The organism is Kitasatospora sp. NPDC041917 (genome assembly GCF_055589745.1).
Genome location: NZ_JBVJBI010000006.1, coordinates 278,088 through 295,074, shown reverse-complemented (window position 1 = coordinate 295,074; position 16,987 = coordinate 278,088). Strand labels below are relative to the sequence as shown.

The 16,987-nt window shown below is 72.9% G+C and carries 17 protein-coding genes; 9 read left to right on the top strand and 8 right to left on the bottom strand.

Features of this window, described 5'->3' with window-relative positions; all coding sequences use genetic code 11:
• Position 1: 1 nt before the first annotated feature.
• The 3 genes from ACZ6EM_RS10195 to ACZ6EM_RS10185 are packed head-to-tail and all read left to right on the top strand — an operon-like array spanning position 2 to position 3,539.
• The gene (locus ACZ6EM_RS10195) at positions 2-1,108 is read left to right on the top strand and encodes a CbiQ family ECF transporter T component (RefSeq protein WP_465772214.1); all 1,107 of its coding nucleotides are present in this window, start codon (positions 2-4) and stop codon (positions 1,106-1,108) included.
• Positions 1,105-2,706 carry an ABC transporter ATP-binding protein gene (locus ACZ6EM_RS10190; RefSeq protein ID WP_452178915.1) on the top strand — a complete coding sequence of 534 codons (1,602 nt, stop codon included), beginning with the start codon at positions 1,105-1,107 and terminating at the stop codon, positions 2,704-2,706. The genes ACZ6EM_RS10195 and ACZ6EM_RS10190 overlap by 4 nt, the downstream gene beginning before the upstream one ends.
• Positions 2,703-3,539 (top strand): ECF transporter S component, encoded by an 837-nt coding sequence (locus tag ACZ6EM_RS10185; RefSeq protein WP_401047389.1) that lies wholly within the window; start codon positions 2,703-2,705, stop codon positions 3,537-3,539. Before ACZ6EM_RS10190 ends, ACZ6EM_RS10185 begins: the two co-directional genes overlap by 4 nt.
• Here the strand turns inward: ACZ6EM_RS10185 and ACZ6EM_RS10180 are convergent.
• The 4 genes from ACZ6EM_RS10180 to ACZ6EM_RS10165 form a co-directional block, all read right to left on the bottom strand.
• Positions 3,536-4,333, bottom strand: a complete 798-nt coding sequence (locus ACZ6EM_RS10180) for a helix-turn-helix domain-containing protein (protein WP_465772213.1) — start codon at positions 4,331-4,333, stop codon at positions 3,536-3,538. The two genes, ACZ6EM_RS10185 and ACZ6EM_RS10180, sit on opposite strands and share 4 nt — an antisense overlap.
• Before the next feature lie 231 nt (positions 4,334-4,564).
• Positions 4,565-5,653: a methyltransferase domain-containing protein gene (locus ACZ6EM_RS10175; RefSeq protein ID WP_465772212.1), complete on the bottom strand. Its 1,089-nt coding sequence runs from the start codon at positions 5,651-5,653 to the stop codon at positions 4,565-4,567.
• Positions 5,654-6,094: 441 nt separating this feature from the next.
• Entirely contained in the window at positions 6,095-6,532 is a 438-nt protein-coding gene (locus ACZ6EM_RS10170) for an ATP-binding protein (RefSeq protein WP_465772211.1), read from the bottom strand.
• Positions 6,533-7,027: 495 nt separating this feature from the next.
• The gene (locus ACZ6EM_RS10165) at positions 7,028-7,306 is read right to left on the bottom strand and encodes a hypothetical protein (RefSeq protein WP_465772210.1); all 279 of its coding nucleotides are present in this window, start codon (positions 7,304-7,306) and stop codon (positions 7,028-7,030) included.
• A gap of 752 nt (positions 7,307-8,058) precedes the next feature.
• Between ACZ6EM_RS10165 and ACZ6EM_RS10160 the strand changes: the two genes are divergently transcribed.
• The 5 genes from ACZ6EM_RS10160 (at position 8,059) to ACZ6EM_RS10140 (ending at position 12,535) form a co-directional block, all read left to right on the top strand.
• Entirely contained in the window at positions 8,059-8,598 is a 540-nt protein-coding gene (locus tag ACZ6EM_RS10160) for a GNAT family N-acetyltransferase (protein ID WP_465772209.1), read from the top strand.
• Between the two features lie 160 nt (positions 8,599-8,758).
• Complete coding sequence (locus tag ACZ6EM_RS10155; RefSeq protein ID WP_401047373.1) at positions 8,759-9,409, top strand: M15 family metallopeptidase; 651 nt, start codon at positions 8,759-8,761, stop codon at positions 9,407-9,409.
• Between the two features lie 103 nt (positions 9,410-9,512).
• Positions 9,513-9,926: an NUDIX hydrolase gene (locus ACZ6EM_RS10150; RefSeq protein WP_465772208.1), complete on the top strand. Its 414-nt coding sequence runs from the start codon at positions 9,513-9,515 to the stop codon at positions 9,924-9,926.
• 117 nt (positions 9,927-10,043) lie between these two features.
• The gene (locus ACZ6EM_RS10145; RefSeq protein ID WP_452178909.1) at positions 10,044-11,444 is read left to right on the top strand and encodes a hypothetical protein; all 1,401 of its coding nucleotides are present in this window, start codon (positions 10,044-10,046) and stop codon (positions 11,442-11,444) included.
• Positions 11,445-11,671: 227 nt separating this feature from the next.
• Entirely contained in the window at positions 11,672-12,535 is an 864-nt protein-coding gene (locus tag ACZ6EM_RS10140) for a LysR family transcriptional regulator (protein WP_452178908.1), read from the top strand.
• A gap of 75 nt (positions 12,536-12,610) precedes the next feature.
• Here the strand turns inward: ACZ6EM_RS10140 and ACZ6EM_RS10135 are convergent, their stop codons facing one another.
• Both ACZ6EM_RS10135 and ACZ6EM_RS10130 read right to left on the bottom strand, forming a co-directional pair.
• Positions 12,611-12,934 carry an antibiotic biosynthesis monooxygenase family protein gene (locus ACZ6EM_RS10135; protein ID WP_117487522.1) on the bottom strand — a complete coding sequence of 108 codons (324 nt, stop codon included), beginning with the start codon at positions 12,932-12,934 and terminating at the stop codon, positions 12,611-12,613.
• A 101-nt stretch (positions 12,935-13,035) separates the two neighbouring features.
• Positions 13,036-13,473 carry a cupin domain-containing protein gene (locus ACZ6EM_RS10130; RefSeq protein ID WP_465772207.1) on the bottom strand — a complete coding sequence of 146 codons (438 nt, stop codon included), beginning with the start codon at positions 13,471-13,473 and terminating at the stop codon, positions 13,036-13,038.
• A gap of 35 nt (positions 13,474-13,508) precedes the next feature.
• Here ACZ6EM_RS10130 and ACZ6EM_RS10125 point away from each other — a divergent pair, with 35 nt between their 5' ends.
• A complete protein-coding gene (locus tag ACZ6EM_RS10125) occupies positions 13,509-13,985 on the top strand; it encodes a MarR family winged helix-turn-helix transcriptional regulator (protein WP_359907145.1) in 477 nt (158 codons plus the stop codon).
• A 14-nt stretch (positions 13,986-13,999) separates the two neighbouring features.
• On the opposite strand, the gene ACZ6EM_RS10120 is transcribed toward ACZ6EM_RS10125, so the two are convergent.
• Positions 14,000-14,482, bottom strand: a complete 483-nt coding sequence (locus ACZ6EM_RS10120; RefSeq protein WP_401052462.1) for a CYTH domain-containing protein — start codon at positions 14,480-14,482, stop codon at positions 14,000-14,002.
• A gap of 44 nt (positions 14,483-14,526) precedes the next feature.
• The gene (locus tag ACZ6EM_RS10115; protein WP_401052464.1) at positions 14,527-16,599 is read right to left on the bottom strand and encodes an MFS transporter; all 2,073 of its coding nucleotides are present in this window, start codon (positions 16,597-16,599) and stop codon (positions 14,527-14,529) included.
• Between the last annotated feature and the right edge of the window lie 388 nt (positions 16,600-16,987).

Here is a 16,987-nt window from a genome sequence, read left to right as displayed (position 1 = left end):
CGTGAGCAGCACCGCCCGTAGCACCCGGCCGCCCACCGGCCCCCGTCAACTGCACCCCGGGGCCTGGTGGTTGTGGGCGCTCGGGCTGGGCGCGGCGGCCACCCGCACCACCAACCCGGCGATCCTGCTGCTGCTCGCCGCCGTCGCCGGGTACGTGGTCGCGGCCCGGCGCGGCGATGCGCCCTGGTCGCGCTCGTACGGGGCGTTCCTGCGGCTGGGCCTGCTGGTGCTCGGCATCCGGCTGGTGTTCGCCGTGTTCCTCGGCTCGCCGGTCGCCGGCACCCACGTGCTGTTCACCCTGCCCGAACTCCCGCTGCCCGTCTGGGCGCAGGGCGTGCGGATCGGCGGCCGGGTCACCGCCGAGGGGCTGCTCGCCGCACTGTACGACGGGCTGCGGCTGGCCACCCTGCTGATCTGCGTCGGCGCCGCCAACTCCCTGGCCAGCCCGGCCCGCCTGCTGCGCACCCTGCCCGGCGCGCTCTACGAGGCGGGCGTCGCCGTCGTCGTGGCGATGACCTTCGCGCCCAACCTGGTCGCGGACGTCCGCCGACTGCGTGCCGCACGGCGCCTGCGCGGCCGCACCGACAAGGGCGTCGCCGCCGTGCTGAGCGTCGGAATCCCGGTACTGGAGGGCGCGTTGGAGCGGTCCATCGCGCTGGCCGCCGCGATGGACACCCGGGGCTTCGGCCGCACCGCCGACGTCCCGCGCCGGCTCGCCCGGGCGACCGCGGCACTCACCCTGGCCGGGCTGCTCGGGGTCTGCCTGGCCGCGTACGGGCTGCTGACGGCCGGCGGCGCGGGCTGGGCCCTGCCCGTCCTGCTGCTCGGCCTGGCCGCCGCCTTCGCCGGACTGCTGCTCGGCGGCCGACGCTCCGCCAGAAGCCGCTACCGGCCGGACCCGTGGGCCCTTCCGGAATGGCTGACCGCCGGTTCCGGCGCGGCCGTGGCAGCCCTCACCGTCTACCTGGCCGCGCGGGACCCGGCCGCCTTCGCCCCCACCGTCGTCCCACCGACCGTCCCCGCGCTGCCCCTGACCGCCGTGCTGACCGTCCTGCTCGGCCTGGTGCCGGCGTTCGCCACCCCGACCCCGCCCCGGAGGGCATCGTGATCACCTTCGAGCAGGTCTCCGTCCGGTACGCGGACTCCGCCGCGCCCGCGCTCGGCGGCGTCGACCTCACCGTCCCCGAGGGCGAACTCTGCCTGCTGGTGGGCCCCTCCGGCTCCGGAAAGTCCACCCTGCTGGGGACGGTCAGCGGCCTGGTGCCGCACTTCACCGGCGGGGTGCTGCACGGCCGGGTCACCGTCGGCGGCCGGGACACCCGCGAGCACCGGCCGCGCGAACTCGCCGACCTGGTCGGCACCGTGGGGCAGGACCCGCTGGCACACTTCGTCACCGACACGGTGGAGGACGAACTCGCCTACGGCATGGAGTCCCTGGGCCTGCCGGGCGACGTGATGCGCCGCCGGGTCGAGGAGACCCTCGACCTGCTCGGCCTCGCCGACCTGCGCGACCGCTCGCTGACCACCCTCTCCGGCGGCCAGCAGCAGCGCGTCGCGATCGGCTCGGTGCTCACCGTGCACCCCCGCGTGCTGATCCTGGACGAACCCACCTCGGCACTCGACCCGGGCGCGGCCGAGGAGGTGCTGTCCGTCCTCCAGCGGCTGGTGCACGACCTCGGCACCACCGTGCTGATGGCCGAGCACCGGCTGGAACGCGTCGTCCAGTACGCCGACCAGGTGCTGCTGCTCACCCCCGGCGCCCCGCCCGTCCTCGGCGGGCCCGCCGAGGTGATGGCGCACTCCCCGGTGCATCCGCCGGTGGTCGGCCTCGGCCGGCTCGCGGGCTGGCGGCCGCTGCCGCTCTCGGTCCGCGACGCGCGCCGCAAGGCCGCCCCGCTGCGCGCCGAACTGGACGGCCGGACACCCGCCGCCGTTGGTTCTTCGTCCGGCACCCCCATCGCCGTTGCCGACCGCCTCGCCGTCCGGCGCGGGCCGGTCCCCGCCCTGCGCGGCGTGGACCTCGCGCTCCGCCCCGGCGAGATCACCGCCCTGATGGGCCGCAACGGCGCCGGCAAGTCCACCCTGCTCGGCAGCCTGGTCGGCCTGCACACCCCGGCCTCCGGCAGCGTCGAGGTCGGCGGCCGCACCCCGCACCGCACCCGCCCCGCCGAACTGATCCGCGAGGTCGGCCTCGTCCCGCAGGAACCGCGCGACCTGCTCTACGGCGAGTCGGTCGCCGCCGAGTGCGCCGCGGCCGACACCGACGCGGGCGCCGCCGCCGGCACCTGCCGCGCCCTGGTGGAACGCCTGCTGCCCGGCATCGCCGACGACGCCCACCCGCGCGACCTCTCCGAGGGCCAGCGGCTCACCCTCGCCCTCGCCGTCGTACTCACCGCCCGGCCCCCGCTGCTGCTCCTGGACGAGCCGACCCGCGGCCTCGACTACGCCGCCAAGGCCCGGCTGGTGGAGATCCTGCGCGCCCTCGCCGCCGAGGACCACGCCGTACTCCTCGCCACCCACGACGTCGAACTGGCCGCCGAACTCGCCCACCGCACGGTGATCCTGGCCGAGGGCGAGATCGTCGCGGACGGGCCGACCGCGGAGGTGGTGGTCTCCTCGCCGGCCTTCGCCCCGCAGGTCGCCAAGGTACTGGCGCCCGGGCCGTGGCTCACCGTCGGGCAGGTCGCGGAGGCGCTGGGCGCATGAGCACTCGTCCCGTCCCCCTGGGGCGCCGGTCCGTCACCGCGCTGCTCCTCGTCACGGCCGTCGGCGTGACGGCCTTCGGCTGGCCGCTGCTCGCCTCCACCAAGTCGGCGCTGGTCGGCCACTCCGCGGACGCGCCGTGGCTGTTCGCGCTCCTCCTCCCTCTTCTCCTCGCCGTCGTCATCGCCCAGATCTCCGAAGGCCGCTCGGCGGGCGGCGGGGCGCCCGGGCTGGACGCCAAGTCCGTCGCCCTGCTGGGCGTCCTGGCCGCGGCGGGCGCGGCGCTGCGGCCGCTCGGCGCGGGCACGGCGGGGCTGGAGCCGATGTTCTTCCTGATGGTGCTCTCCGGGCGGGTGCTCGGACCGGGCTTCGGGTTCGTGCTCGGCTCGCTGTCGATGTTCGCCTCCGCACTGCTGACGGGCGGGGTGGGGCCGTGGCTGCCGTTCCAGATGCTGGCGATGGGGTGGGTGTGCCTGGGCGCGGGTCTGCTGCCGGGTGCTTCCTCCCTGCGCGGGCGCCGCGAACTCTGGCTGCTCGCGGGGTACGGCGCCGTCGCGTCCCTGCTGTACGGCACGATCATGAACCTCCAGGGCTGGCCGTACATCGGCGGCCTGGCCGGCTCCATCTCCTTCGTGCCGGGCGACCCGCTGCCCGCCAACCTGGTCCGCTTCGCCGCGTACTGCCTGACCACGTCCCTGGGTTGGGACCTGCCCCGGGCCGCCCTGACCGTCGTCCTGTGCCTCACTCTCGGCACCCCCGTCCTGCGCGCCCTGCGCCGGACCACCCGCCGCGCCGCCTTCGACGCCCCGGTCACCTTCCGGCCGCCGGAGCCCTAACGGCGGCACACCCCGCACACCTGCCCTGCGCTGGCGACGGGCCGCCCGCACATCCCGCCCCGACCGGGGCACTCGTGTTGGCGCGGGCCGCCGCTTTCCTGCCTGGGTGCCGGAACGATCGGCACCTTGGCGATCCGCGCCGCCACGATCGCCCCCACGCTGTGCGTGACCCTGTCCGGCAGCGGCGCCGCGATGATCCCCGCCAGCGCGTCTCGCGTCCACCCGCCCGCGAGCAACCCCTCCACCCGCGCGGCCTGATCACTCAAGGGCTTCCCCGCCAATGCCATCCGGGGCTCCCGGCGACCGAGTTCGAGCAGCAGCGCCATGCCGGCCGTCAACTTCTCGGGAGGACGGACGGAAGGCTCTTCCACGTCCTTGGCCTTCAGTTCCTTGGAAGGGCTTCCCGCCTCCCCGCCGCCTGGCTTGCCTGGAGCTGGGGCACCGGCGGCCGGGGCCACGGGAAGCGGCGGCACGGTGTGCACCGCCTTGCCCGTCACCGGCACCTCGTGAACGGAAACGACCGTCCGCACCTGCCCGGTCAGCGGGTCCCGCAACGTACGACGCACGTAGTGCCCCGCCGCCTCCAACTCCCTGAGCGCTCGGGCGACGGTCGTGCGCCCCTCCACACTCTTGGCGGCGAGGGTACGGATGTCCTCCCGTGCCCCGTCCGGCAGGCTGAGCAGGTAGCTCAGCAGCCCGCGCGCGGCCCAACTCAGCGAGTGCTTACGGACGACGTGGCCGTTGTCGAGGATCGTGTACCCGGGGGCATGCTGTGGGATACGGTGAATCTGCATCTTGGAGTCTTCTTCTCCTGGTGCCATACCCCGGGGTGTTGGCGCACCGCCGGGGTTACCTATGTGCTCACGCACCGAGCACCCTCCCGAGCACCCGGCACCGCAATATTCACCGTAATTCGGTAACGCCTCATCAAACTCCATCTCACATCACCTATTCGGGCGGAGCGTGCGCGCACAACCCAGCGCGCCCCGGGCTCGCGAGCCCGGGGCGCGCTTCACCGCACCTCGTCAACCGACCACGTGGTCCGGGTCGTCCAGCCACGCCCGGTGCTCGCCGGCGACGGTGACGGTCAGGCCGAACCGGTCGAGGCCAGGCTCGCCCTGGCGCTGCCACCAGGCGTGGGCGGCGGTCACCTCGTCCCACAGGTCGCGGGGGCCGGACTGCGAGACGGCGTGCCTGCCATCCCAGTCGGCGAGGCGGCAGTGGGCGTACGAGACCCCATCCCAGGCCTCGAACCGGCCGGTGCCGAGCCGGTCGTAACCAGCCGAGACCTCCTGCCGGAACAGGCCAGGCAGCCGCAGCCCGATCGCGAAGGCGGCGTCGGTGTGCTCGGCCACGGCGGCGGGGTCGAGTCCGGACGGGCCGTGCCGGACGTCCTCGATCTCGAACTCGCCGCTGCCGGGGCGTTGGCCCCTCACCCACATGAAGGCGACGTCCTCGACGAACGGCCCGCTCGCAGACCGGCCGTCCTCGGCGACGGTGAGCTTCAGCAGCCCGCCGTTGCAGAACGCCGTGCCGTACGGGACGACGATCACGCCGCCGGGCACCGTCTGCTCGATCAGCGCCGCAGGGAGGCGCTGCACGGCGGCGGTGACGTGGACCCGGTCGTACGGCGCGCCCGCCGGATGGCCGAGCATGCCATCGCCGACAACGGCCTTGACTGGAAATTGATTTGATGCCAGACGGTGCTGCGCGGCGACGGACAGTTCGGCGTCCAGCTCGACGGTGGTGACGTTCGCCGCCCCGAGCCGGCGGGCCAACAGCGCGGCCGTCCAGCCCGTGCCGGTGCCGATGTCCAACACCCGCACGCCGTCCGCCACCTGGAGATGCCGGAGCATCCGGGCCACGACGGTGGGCATCGAGCCGGCCGAGGACGGCGTGCTGCCGTCCTCGTCCAGCCGGGTCACCAGGGGGAGGTCGGAGCCGACCAACTCACCCCACTCGACCGGGCGTTCCGTCCGATCGATCCACTCACCGCCGTGGTGGATCCGATCCGGAACGAACAGCCCGCGCGGCACGGCCCGGAACGCCCGCTCCCAGTCAGCCGACAGCGCCCCGGATTCCAGGAGTGCGTCGGCGAGCGCGTTCCACTTCACGTAGCTGCTCCTCTCAAGGCTTCGACCGCTTGGGCAGGTTGGTGGGCGGGGCGTCCCGCCTGCCGTCCTGCGACGCCGTGTCCGGCTTCCCGGAGTGGCTGCCACCCTTGCCTCCGCCCGCCGTGCCGGGCCCGTCACCGCCGGGCCCTCCGCCGTGCTTTCCCATCTGCCTGCTCCTCTCGACGCGTTGGAGATCGTGGTCGCCGGCCCACCGGTCCGGCGGGCGGGGCGTGCGCGGACCCGCCGGCTTCGGCGGGGGCGTTTTCGGCTCCTGCCAGGACATGGCGGCACTCCTTTCAAGGCGGAAAGCGGAGGAAGAGACGATCCCGGCCGCGCCGCCGGCCCGGCGGCGCGGCCGGGATTCAGTGGTGCGGCCGGAATTCAGTGGTGCGGCCGATCAGCACCAGGCCCGCGACGACGACATGCAACTCAGCGGCCGGTTCACCGCGACGTCGGATCGGACATCGGGAGATCAGCGTGCACGACCTTCCCGAACGGACGGAGGCTGACACCCCAGCGGCCTTGAGTGAGCCGGTGGACCAGCGCAAGCCCGCGCCCCGACGTCGCGTAGGGCCCGGCCTGGATCGTCACGGGCATCGTGCGGGAGCCGTCACCGACGAGAATGCGGACGATCCGGTCGCTCGGGCGACGCACGGCGACAACCATGTGCGTCTGGCAGCCGGTCTCGACGGCGTTGGTGGCCAGCTCACTGACGATCAACAAGGCATCGTCCACCAACGCGTCCAGCCCCCAATCCCGCAACTTCGCGCCAACGACGCGACGCGCAGCGCCCACAGACTCAGCCTGGTACGGCAGGCAGGCAGTAGCCGGCCTGGTGGCCACCCGAGGGATGACATCGAGGTCGGTGCCAGTGGTCACCGGAGGGCAGGTCGGCTGCTTCCGATTCAGGTCTACCTGGGCTGATGGCATAGGCGGAGACATCGAGGTCACTCCCTCGGGTGGTCTGGTCGATTCCTCCCTAGCGTCTGATCTGCCGGCGAGGTATTCCTAGTTCACTGCCCCGAGACCGCGCATGGGGCTTGTGCGACCGGACGTTTCACCGGACTTTTGGTTCCGGCAGGCATGTCCGGCGGAAGAGCGCGTATGACGGCTGGGGGTTCTGTGGCAACGCGATCACTGGGCGAGTTGCGGAAGGCTGCCGGCTACACGCAGGAGAACTTTGTTTCCGCGTTCTTGGACATGGCACGACGCATGGATGTCCGCTCTACGGTGAGCGTTCGCCATCTCAGGAGATGGGAGTCCACCAACCCTCCGCTGCCTCACCCTGGCCAGCAGGCTGTACTCGAAGCTCTGCTGGGTGTCCCCCTGGCTGAACTCGGCTTCGCAATGCCGCAGGAACGGGCAGCCGTCGCATCACAGGGCAGGTGTCAGGAGGACGCCGTGCAGCGTCGGCGGTTCGTTGTAGATGTCGGAGCGCTTCTTGGGGCTTCCGTCCTGCCCCCCGCGAGGAGGGGTCGGCGAATCGGTGCTGCCGATATTCAGACCTTTCGATCGAAGGTCGCCGACCTGTACACCATCGACCACTCGCAAGGTGGCCGCGTCGCCCGGCAAGCTGCCGTGAGCGTGCTCCAGAGCATCGAGAAGGCCATGACCGGAGGCGCCTATCTCGCTCCCATCGGACGCGATCTTCACGCGCTGGTCGGAACGTTGCACTCCCACCTCGGATGGATCGAGTTCGACGCGGGGAGATCGGCTTCCGCCCGTGCGGCGTGTACCGAGGCGCTGACCTCCGCCCGCCTGGTCGGCGATCCACTGTTGGAGGTTCGCGCCCTCGACAGTTTGTCCTTGCTGGCGGTCGAGCAGAAGCGGCCATGGGAGGCGGTCGCTGCCGCGACCGCCTCCGGGGAGATCGCTCAGACACAGGGCGGACCCAAGGTGAAGTCAGTGGTCGCCCTGCGACAGGCTCGGGCTCTCTCAGCTGCTGGTGACTACGCAGGTGCTCGGCGAGCCCTCTCTCGGGCAATGACATGGCAAGACCGATCGGATGGAGACACCGACGCACCTCCATGGACGGCGTTCGCCGGCCAGGTCGAGGTGGACTATGCCACTGCTGCGTGGCACGTGGAAACAGGACAACTCGCATACGCGGTCCCGTTCCTTCGGTCAGCAATCGAACATCTCGGTCCGACTTACAGCCGAAATGCAGCGCTGTACCGGGCGCGGCTGGCCGAGGTACTGATGAGGGCTGGAGAGGTCGAGGAGTCCTGCGCAGAGGCGGTGACCAGTGCCAGCGCGGCGAAAGGGATGACTTCGGCCCGGCTGACGGACCGGCTGCGCATGGTGGCGTCGCTGGCGGCCCACATGGATACGGCGGTAGCGCGAGACTGTGTTGAGGAACTTCGGGTACTTGGGGTTTCGGCCCGGAAGCAGAGGGCGGTGTGACAGTGACGGTTCAGCTCCTGAACGGTGAGCAAACTGCCGAGCTGGAGTCGGAGTTGAAGCAGGTGTTCGCCGAAGCATTCGCGGAGCCTCCCTACGGTGAAGGTCCGGCCGATGTGGAGCGAGCGTTTCGGCGGTTCCGCTCCCAGACACGGCGGCGCGGGTTCCGATCAGCGATCGCCTCCGACGACGACACCGTCGTGGGGATGGCCTACGGCTACCCGCTGTCGGCGGGCACCGGGTGGTGGGACACCCTGACCGATCCCGCGCCCGCCGATCTCAGGCACGAGGACGGCGAACGGACCTTCGGCCTCTTCGAACTGGCGGTCCGGCCTCAGTGGCGCCGCCAAGGCATCGCCTCCCGCATGCACCATGTCCTCATCGAAGCGCTCGACGACAGCCGAGTGATGCTGAACACCCGACCGGAGGCGACGAACGCCCAGGCCGCCTACCGGGCCTGGGGCTACCGGCGGGTCGGATCAGCAATTCCCTGGGAGGGCGCGGCCCGACACGATGTGATGGTCCTCGATCTGCCCCACCCGTAGCCCGACTCGCCGAACCGCTCAGACCGGCAACAGTCGGAGCAAGAACTGAGCGTCTCCGGGCCTACGCAAGCCGGCGCAGGGCCCGGCCCGCACTCAGGCCCTCTACCTGGAGCACGGCGTTCCCCTGCCGTAGCGTGGGTTCCCTTCCCCAGGAGGCGTGTTGAGCGAGATCATCCTCATGTCCGACCCGAAGGTCGCCGCGATCCCCGCCGGGGAGAGCGACGAACAGCTGCTGGACGTACGGAGCGGCACCAGGCTCCTCGTCGACGAGCGCAAGCAGGACGGCGACGGGGCCTTCGCGCAGCTGCGGGCCGGCGTCCTGGACCGGCTGCTCGACGCGCAGGCCGCTCTGCCCGACGGCCTGCGGCTGCTGTTCGTGGAGGGTTACCGGCCACCGGCGCTCCAGAGCCGCTACTTCGACGAGTACGCCGCCGAGTTGCGGGCCGCGAACCCCGACTGGCCGGACGACCGGATCAGGTCGGCGACGAGCCGCTACGTCTCACCGCCGGAGATCGCGCCGCACAGTGCCGGGGCCGCCGTCGACCTCACCCTCGTCGACGCCGACGGCCGTGAACTCGACCTCGGCACCAGGGTCAACGCCAGTCCGGAGGAGAGCGCCGGGGCCTGCTACACCCACGCCGAGAACGTCGGCGCGCAGGCCCGCGCCAACCGGCGGCTGCTCAGCGACGCCCTGACCGGCGCCGGTCTCGTCAACTACCCCACCGAGTGGTGGCACTGGTCGTACGGGGACCGCTACTGGGCGCTGGCCACCGGCGCGCCGTCCGCGCTCTACGGACCGGCGCACCGGTAGCCGGCGGCGGCCACGACACGCGGCCGCCCACCGGTACCCGATCGTGGCCTCGGCCTCGGGCCAAGATGGCGTCGACACCGGAGCAGGCCCGAGGAGCAGAGCGATGACCGAGCAGAACCCCGAGCAACTCCCCACCGTCGCCGTCGCGATCGTGGTCAAGGACGGCCGGGTGCTGATGGTGCGGCGGCGGGTCGCCGAGGGCAGGCTGTCCTGGCAGTTCCCCGCCGGGGAGGTCGAGCCGGACGAGTCCCCGGAGGAGGCGGCCGTGCGCGAGACCGCCGAGGAGACCGGCCTCCACGTCGCCGCCGCCCGGCTGCTCGGCGAGCGGGAACATCCGCAGAGCGGGCGGCGGATGGCGTACACGGCCTGCGAGGTGGTCGGCGGCACCGCCATGGTGAGGGACTCCGACGAACTGGACCGGGTGGTCTGGGTGTCCCGCGCCGAGCTGGCCGAGTACGTACCGCTCCCGCTGTTCCCGCCGGTGCGGGAGTACCTGGACGGCACGCTCGCCGGGTAGGGCACACGCGGCGGCGGCTCCCCTCGCAGCGGCGCGCCGGCGGTGGCCCGGAACTCCTCGCCGGTGGAAGGACGTTCGGCCGGGAGACCCCTCGTCCCCCGCCCCGGAAGGAATCGCGTGACACCCACGCACGGAGCCCCGTCCGACCACGCCGCACCGCGAGCACGCCGGTGGGGACGGGACCCCGTCACCGACGAGACGGTCGCCCGGCTCCGGGTCCAGGCCCGCACCGACCCCGCCTCGGGCCTGCCCGCGCTGGCCGAGGCGCTGCGGGGCCGGGCCTACGGCCGGCCCAGGCCCCGGCCCGAGGACGCCGTCCCGTTCCTGGAGGAGTCCGCCGGCATCTACCGCGCCCTGGTCGCCGACGGCGGCACCGAACACCTGGCCGCTGCCGCCCGCGCGCTGTCCTCCCTCGCCCTGCACCACTCCCGAGCGCATGCCGACGGCCCCGCCCTCGCCGCCCGACAGGAGGCGGCCGACCTGGCCTCGCGCGCCGAAGCGGCCCGGCCGGTGGAGGGCCTCGGCCAGGCCGCCGTCCTGCACGCCGACCTCGCCCACGGCCTCGCCGAGGAGGGACGGTTCGACGAGGCCGTGGACGCCGCCCGCGCGGTGGCCGACCGCTCCCGGGCGGTGACCGAAGCCGGCGGGAGCGACCTGACGTGGCGACTGCTCGACCTCACCGCGCTGCTCCGCCTCGCGGACCGCACCGAGGAGGCCGTGGCCATCGAACACGAGGCCCTCGCCTGGCTGCGCGAGGGCCGCACGGAACCGGCCCGCAGTCCCGTCCCGGCCCTACGGGCGGCCGGCGCCGCCCTGTGGTTCGCCGATCTGGGCCGCACCGAACAGTCGCACCGGCTGCTCGCGGATGCCGCCCGCTCCTGCGAGCGCCTGCCCGCCCGCGGCGACGCCGGCGACTTCGGCTTCAACGAGGGCCTGCGGAGCGCCTTGTTCGCCCGCTCCGGCGTACGGGACGAACAGGCCGCGGCCGACGCCCCGGACCCGCTCGCGCTCGGCGTCGACCCGGGACGGCGCCTCCAACCGGTGCTGGGCCTGGACCTCCACCACTGGTCCTTCAGCCTGCGCGCGTCCTTCGAGGACGGACTGGTCGCCCTCGCGCGGGCCGTCGAGGCCATCACGGGCAAGCCCGAGCCCACCGACCGCCTGCCCGACGAGGAGGGCCCGTCCGAGCACGCCGACGGCCCACTGCCCCTGCCGGAGGACCGCGACCTGCTCGCCACCCTCGGCACCCTCACCCGGCGGCTCGACCTGCGCCGGGCGGTCCGTGGAGACCATCCCAGCTCCTACGCCCACCTCACGCTCCCCCGGCTGCGGCGGAGCGTCCGGATCGAACGCCGCCTCCACACGACCGGCCCCGCCCACGACACCCGGCGCCTGGTCAGGGCGCTCACCGACCTGGCCATGGCCCAACTCGTCCACGGCGACCACGCCGGGGCGACCGGCACCCTGCACGAGGCCCACGCCCTCGCCGTACGGACGGAGAACCCGACCGGGCGCTGACCTCCGGTGGCGGCAGGCGTATTGCCCACCCGGAGCAGGTGGGCGTACCGGCCGTCCCGGGCCAGCAGTTCGGAGTGGGCGCCGCGTTCGTGGTCCGCCCGGGTTGGACGGGCCTCCGAAACCGGCCGGAATCCCCATCCGCCCCGTACACCCCCTACCCTGTCCCGCAGCACGGACACGGGTACGGACCTTCGGGGGAACCGGGGAAACCAGTGGAACTACGTCAGTTGCGCGTCTTCGAAGCCGTCGTCACCCACCGCACCGTCACCGGCGCGGCCGTGGCACTCGGACTCGCCCCGGCCTCCGTCTCCGAACAGGTCCGCACCCTCGAACACAGCCTCGGCACCGACCTGTTCGACCGGGCCCGGCACGACCTGACCCTCACCTCGGCCGGGGAACGACTACTGCCCTGGTCCCGCCGACTCCTCGACCAGGCCGAACAGGCCCGCCGCGAGGTCGTCGTGACCCGGACCCGCCTGCGCCTCGGCGTCCTGGCGGCCGTCGCCGCCACCCACCTCCCGACCGTCCTGGCCCGCCTCACCGACCGCCGCCCCGACCTGGACATATCCCTCCACACCCATGGCACCCGGGACGTCCTGCTCGACGGCGTCGCCGCCGGAGCCCTGGAAGCGGCGCTCATCCTCGACGCCCCCGGCCCGCTCGGCGCCCTCGGCTTCCCCCTGCCACCCGCCCTGCTCGACCACCTCGACCTCCAGGCCGTCCCCCTCGCCCTGGTCGCCGCCCCCACCCACCCGCTCGCCCGCGCCTCCACCCTCACCCCCGAGAACCTCCGCGGCCACCGCCTCCTCGTCGACACCCCCGCCTGCTCCTACCACCTCGCCGGTGAACGCCTCCTCGGCCACCACGTCCAACGCCTCCGCACCGGCGCCGTCCCCACCACCCGCGCCTGTGCCGAACAGGGCCTCGGCATCGCCCTCCTCCCCACCCACGCCGTCCACGACCACCTCACCGCCGGCACCCTCACCCGCCTCCCCCTCGACCCCCCACCCCTCCACCTCCGCCTCCTCTGGCGCGCCGACCACGCCCCCCTCCCCGCCCTGCGCCCCCTCCTCCGCACCACCCCGGCCTGAACTCCCCCGGCCCCCTCGAACAGCAGCGCGCCCCGGGTTCCGCGGAACCCGGGGCGCGCAACTGCCGGACGAACCTCAGGCCTTGGGGCCCGCCGACTGGACGACCTCGAAGGACCAGAGGGTGGAGCCGGAGGCGGCGGGGCGCTTGGGGGCCTCGCCGGAGGGGCCGTTCTGGTGGGCCGCCTTCATGGGGCCCTCCATCCAGGCCTTGAAGTCCTCCTCGCTGCGCCAGCGGGTGTAGACGAGGTACTGGTCGGTGCCCTCGACGGGGCGGAGGAGCTCGAACCACTCGAAGCCGTCCGAGTTCTCCACCGCGCCGGCGCGGGAGGCGAAGCGCTGCTCCAGCACCTCGCGCTGCTCGGCCGGCACCGTCAGCACGTTGATCTTGACGACGGACATGGGGCTCCTTCTGCTCCGGGGACTGCTTACGGCAGCAGTCTGCTACACCTCACGGCCGGGGCGGGCCCCCGGCCGTCCCCGTGGGCGCGAGCGGGTCGGGCTCAGGCGATCCACGGCGGCAGGACACGCTGGTCGTCGCGCGGGGCGAGGCCGCAGGCGCCCTCGGGGGTGCGGGCGTCGGGGTTGTAGGCGTGGGCGGGGGACGGGGAGGCGACGACGGCGGTGAAGCCGGTGTCGGTGGCGATCTGCCGGACAGTGTCGGCGGGGAGGACGGCGGTGTCGCCGGCGGCGAGGGTGAAGGCCTCCCCCGCCAGGTCGACCCGGGCGGCGCCGGTGAGCAGGGTCCAGATCTGCTCGGTGTCCATGGCGTGCAGCGGGCCCTTGGCGCCGGAGGCCATGTCGACGTGCCAGACGGCGAGGGCGGCGGAGCCCTGGGTGGGCGAGGCGTAGGTGGTCATGACGGCGTTCGGGGTCGCGGTGCGGCGGGCGTCGGTCCGGCGGATCACGGGCATGGTGAAGGAACCCCCTAAGATGGTCAATGAAGTTGTCTATATGGTCAATGAGGTTGTCTATCGTGTCAAGTGAAGCGCCCCCGCCGGGCTTCGAGCTGCCGCTGCGCCTGCTGCTCGCCTTCCGGACGATCATCGACGAGCTGCACGAACGCATCGCCCGCGAGGGCCATCCCGACCTGCGCCCGATGCACGGCTTCGTCTTCCAGGCGATCGGCCCGCACGGCACCACCGCCTCCGAACTCGGCCGCCGCCTCGGCGTCACCAAGCAGGCGGCGGGCAAGACCGTCGACAACCTGGAGCAGCTCGGCTACGTCGAGCGCGCCGCGGACCCCTCCGACACCCGGCGCAAGCTGGTCCGGCTCACCGGGCGCGGGGTGGACTGCCTGGTCCGCTCCGCCCGGATCTTCGACGAGCTGCGCGAGGAGTGGGCAGCGACCCTGGGCGAGGAGCAGCTGCGGCAGCTGGAGGACGGCCTGCGCCGGCTCGCCCCCGGCGACCCGTTCCGCCTCGACACCCCGCGCTGGTTCGGGGCGCCCTAACCCCGGCACCGAGGTCAGGACCCGGGGAGCCCGAGGGTCGCGAGGGTCTGGTTCTTGTACGCCTTCACGCCGGTGATCTCGGCGCCGAACCACTCCGGCACCGAGAACGCCTCCGCCTCGGCCTCCGAACCGAACTCGACCTCGACGGTGCGCAGCCCGGCCAACTCCCCCTGGTAGACGTCCGCGTAGACGGTGACGCCGGACGCCTCGAAGGTGTAGCGGTCCTTGACCAGGCGGGCGCCCTCGGTGGCCGGCCAGAGCTCGGTGAACTCCCGCTCCCCGAGCTCGCGTTCCACCTCGATCCGTACGGGGGATCCCTCCGAGGAGGAGGCGCTCCGCTTGACGCCGAGGACGCGGCTGTCGCCGATCCGCCGCAGCCGCACCTCCGTCCCGTCGCTCTTGATCGCGATGTACCCCTGCTCGATGCGCTGCCGCACCGCCGTGCCCGGCGGCTCGAAGGCCTCCAGCAGGAACTTGCGCTCGATTTCGAGCGGCATGCCGCACCACCCTTCCCTGCCACACCCGACGGGCCGACGCATGGTCAGAACGACCGCCCCTCCCCACGGTACGGCGGCTCCGGCCCCGAGGAGTCCGGCCGGTCCCGCAGGTCCGCGCAGAGCGAGGAGCTGAGCCGGTTGAGCACCCCGGCGAGCTCGGCGTACCGCTCCTCGTCCCAGTCCCCCAGCAGTTCGGCGAGCTGGGCGCGCCGGGCGGCGACCAGCCGCAACGCCACCTCCTCCCCCGGTTCGGTGAGCCGCAGCGGCAGCCCGCCGGACCGCGCCGCCAGCCCCCGGCCCTCCACCTCCCGGGCGGCCTCCTCGACGACGGCCACCGGGACGATCCGCCGCTCGGCCAGTTCGGCCGGCTCGACCGAGCCGTGCTGGTGCATCTGGAGGAGCAGCCAGCTGGAGGCGGGCCGCAGGTCCAGTCCGGCGGTCTCGGTGATCCGCCGGAAGAGGTCGCGCCGGGCCTCGCGGCCGTTCAGCACCGAGAGCGCGCGGGCGATCTCGTCCAGCGAACTGCGCTCGACCGGATTGACGCCGATGGACTCGCTGAGGTCCGGCGCGGTGACGGTGGAGCGCAGCTTCTGCTCGCGCAGGAACAGCGACAGCACGAAGGCGACCACCGCGACCGGCACCGCGTACAGGAACACCCGGGTGATCGACTCGGCGTACGCGTGGTAGACCGCCGGCTGGACGGCGGCCGGCAGTTGGGGGATGACCCGCGGGTCGGCGGTGATGGCCTCCGGCTGGAAGCCGGGCGGCAGCGGCACCCCCGCCAGCGCGTCGGCGAGCCGGCTGCGCAGGCCGCTGGCGAAGACCGTCCCGAAGATGGAGACGCCGAAGGAGGCCCCGATGGAGCGGAAGAAGGTGGCGCCCGCGGTGGCCACGCCGAGGTCCTCGTAGCCGACCGAGTTCTGCACGATCAGCACCAGCACCTGCATCACCAGGCCCAGCCCGAGGCCGAAGACCAGGAAGTAGAAGCTCATCTCGGCGGTGCTGCTGTGCTCGTCCAGCCGGGAGAGCAGCAGCAGCCCGACGGTGGTCACGGCCGTCCCGGCGATCGGGAAGATCCGGTAGTGGCCGGTGCGGGCGACGATCTGGCCGGAGCCGATCGAGGTGAGCAGCATGCCGAGCACCATCGGCAGCATGTGGATGCCGGACAAGGTCGGCGAGACCTGCTGGACCACCTGGAGGAAGGTCGGCAGGTAGGTCAGCGCGCCGAACATCGCGAAGCCGACGACGAAGGAGATCACCGCGACCAGGCTGAACGTCCGCGAACGGAACAGCCGCAGCGGCAGCACCGGCTCCACCGCGGTCCGCTCGACCTGGACGAAGGCGAGCAGCAGCACCAGGCCGAGCACGCCGAGGCCGACGGTCTGCCAGGAGGTCCAGGCCCAGGTGGTCCCGCCGAGCGAGGTCATCAGCACCAGGCAGGTGGCGACGGCGGCGATCAGGACGGTGCCGAGGTAGTCGATCCGGTGCTCGCGCCGGACCTCCCGCCCGTGCAGCACCGTCGCGATCACCACCAGGGCGACGATGCCGATCGGCAGGTTGATGTAGAAGACCCAGCGCCAGCTGAGGTGGTCGACGAACACTCCGCCGAGCAGCGGCCCGAGCACGCTGGTGACGCCGAACACGGCACCGAAGAGGCCCTGGTAGCGGCCGCGGTCCCGGGGGGCGACGAGGTCGCCGACGATCGCCTGGGAGAGCACCATCAGCCCGCCGCCGCCCAGGCCCTGGAGCGCGCGGAAGGCGATCAGTTCGCCCATGTTCTGGGCGATCCCGCACAGCACCGAGCCGAGCAGGAAGATCACGATGGAGGCCTGGAAGAAGCGCTTCCGGCCGTACATGTCGCCGAGCTTGCCCCACAGCGGGGTCGCGGCGGTGGAGGCCAGCAGGTAGGCGGTGACCACCCAGGAGAGGTGGTCGAGGCCGCCGAGGTCGCTGACGATGGTCGGCAGCGCGGTGGAGACGATGGTCTGGTCGAGGGCGGCCAGCAGCATCGCCAGCAGCAGAGCGCCGATCGGCACCCAGAGGTTGGGGACGGTGACCGCCGGCGGGCCCGTCCCGGCAGCGGCGCTCCGGTCGGACGCGGCGTGCGGCTCCGTCATGACGTCTCCGTCATGGCTTCTCCGTCGGCCATGGCTTCTCCGTCGACATCACGCGACGTCTCCGTGGGCATGGCGTCTCCGTGGGGGGTCGCGGGCCCGTCGGCCGGGCCGGCCAGATGATCACTCCCAGCTCACAACGCTCGCTGGTTCGTCCCGATTTGTTCCACCGGGTTGAGCCGAGCGTAAGCGCCGGGGACAACCGCCGCGCCCCGGGCGTTCTCCGGAGAGCCAACCGGCACCAATCGGCACAACCTCCCCGCGGGGGGACGGACGCCCCTGTCCACCCTTCGGGCGGTCCTGCATAATCAGGCGCGATCGTGCGCCCGGTTCCGCCCGGACGGCGCACCGAACGACCGAACAGCCGAACGACCGAACAGCCCGACGACCG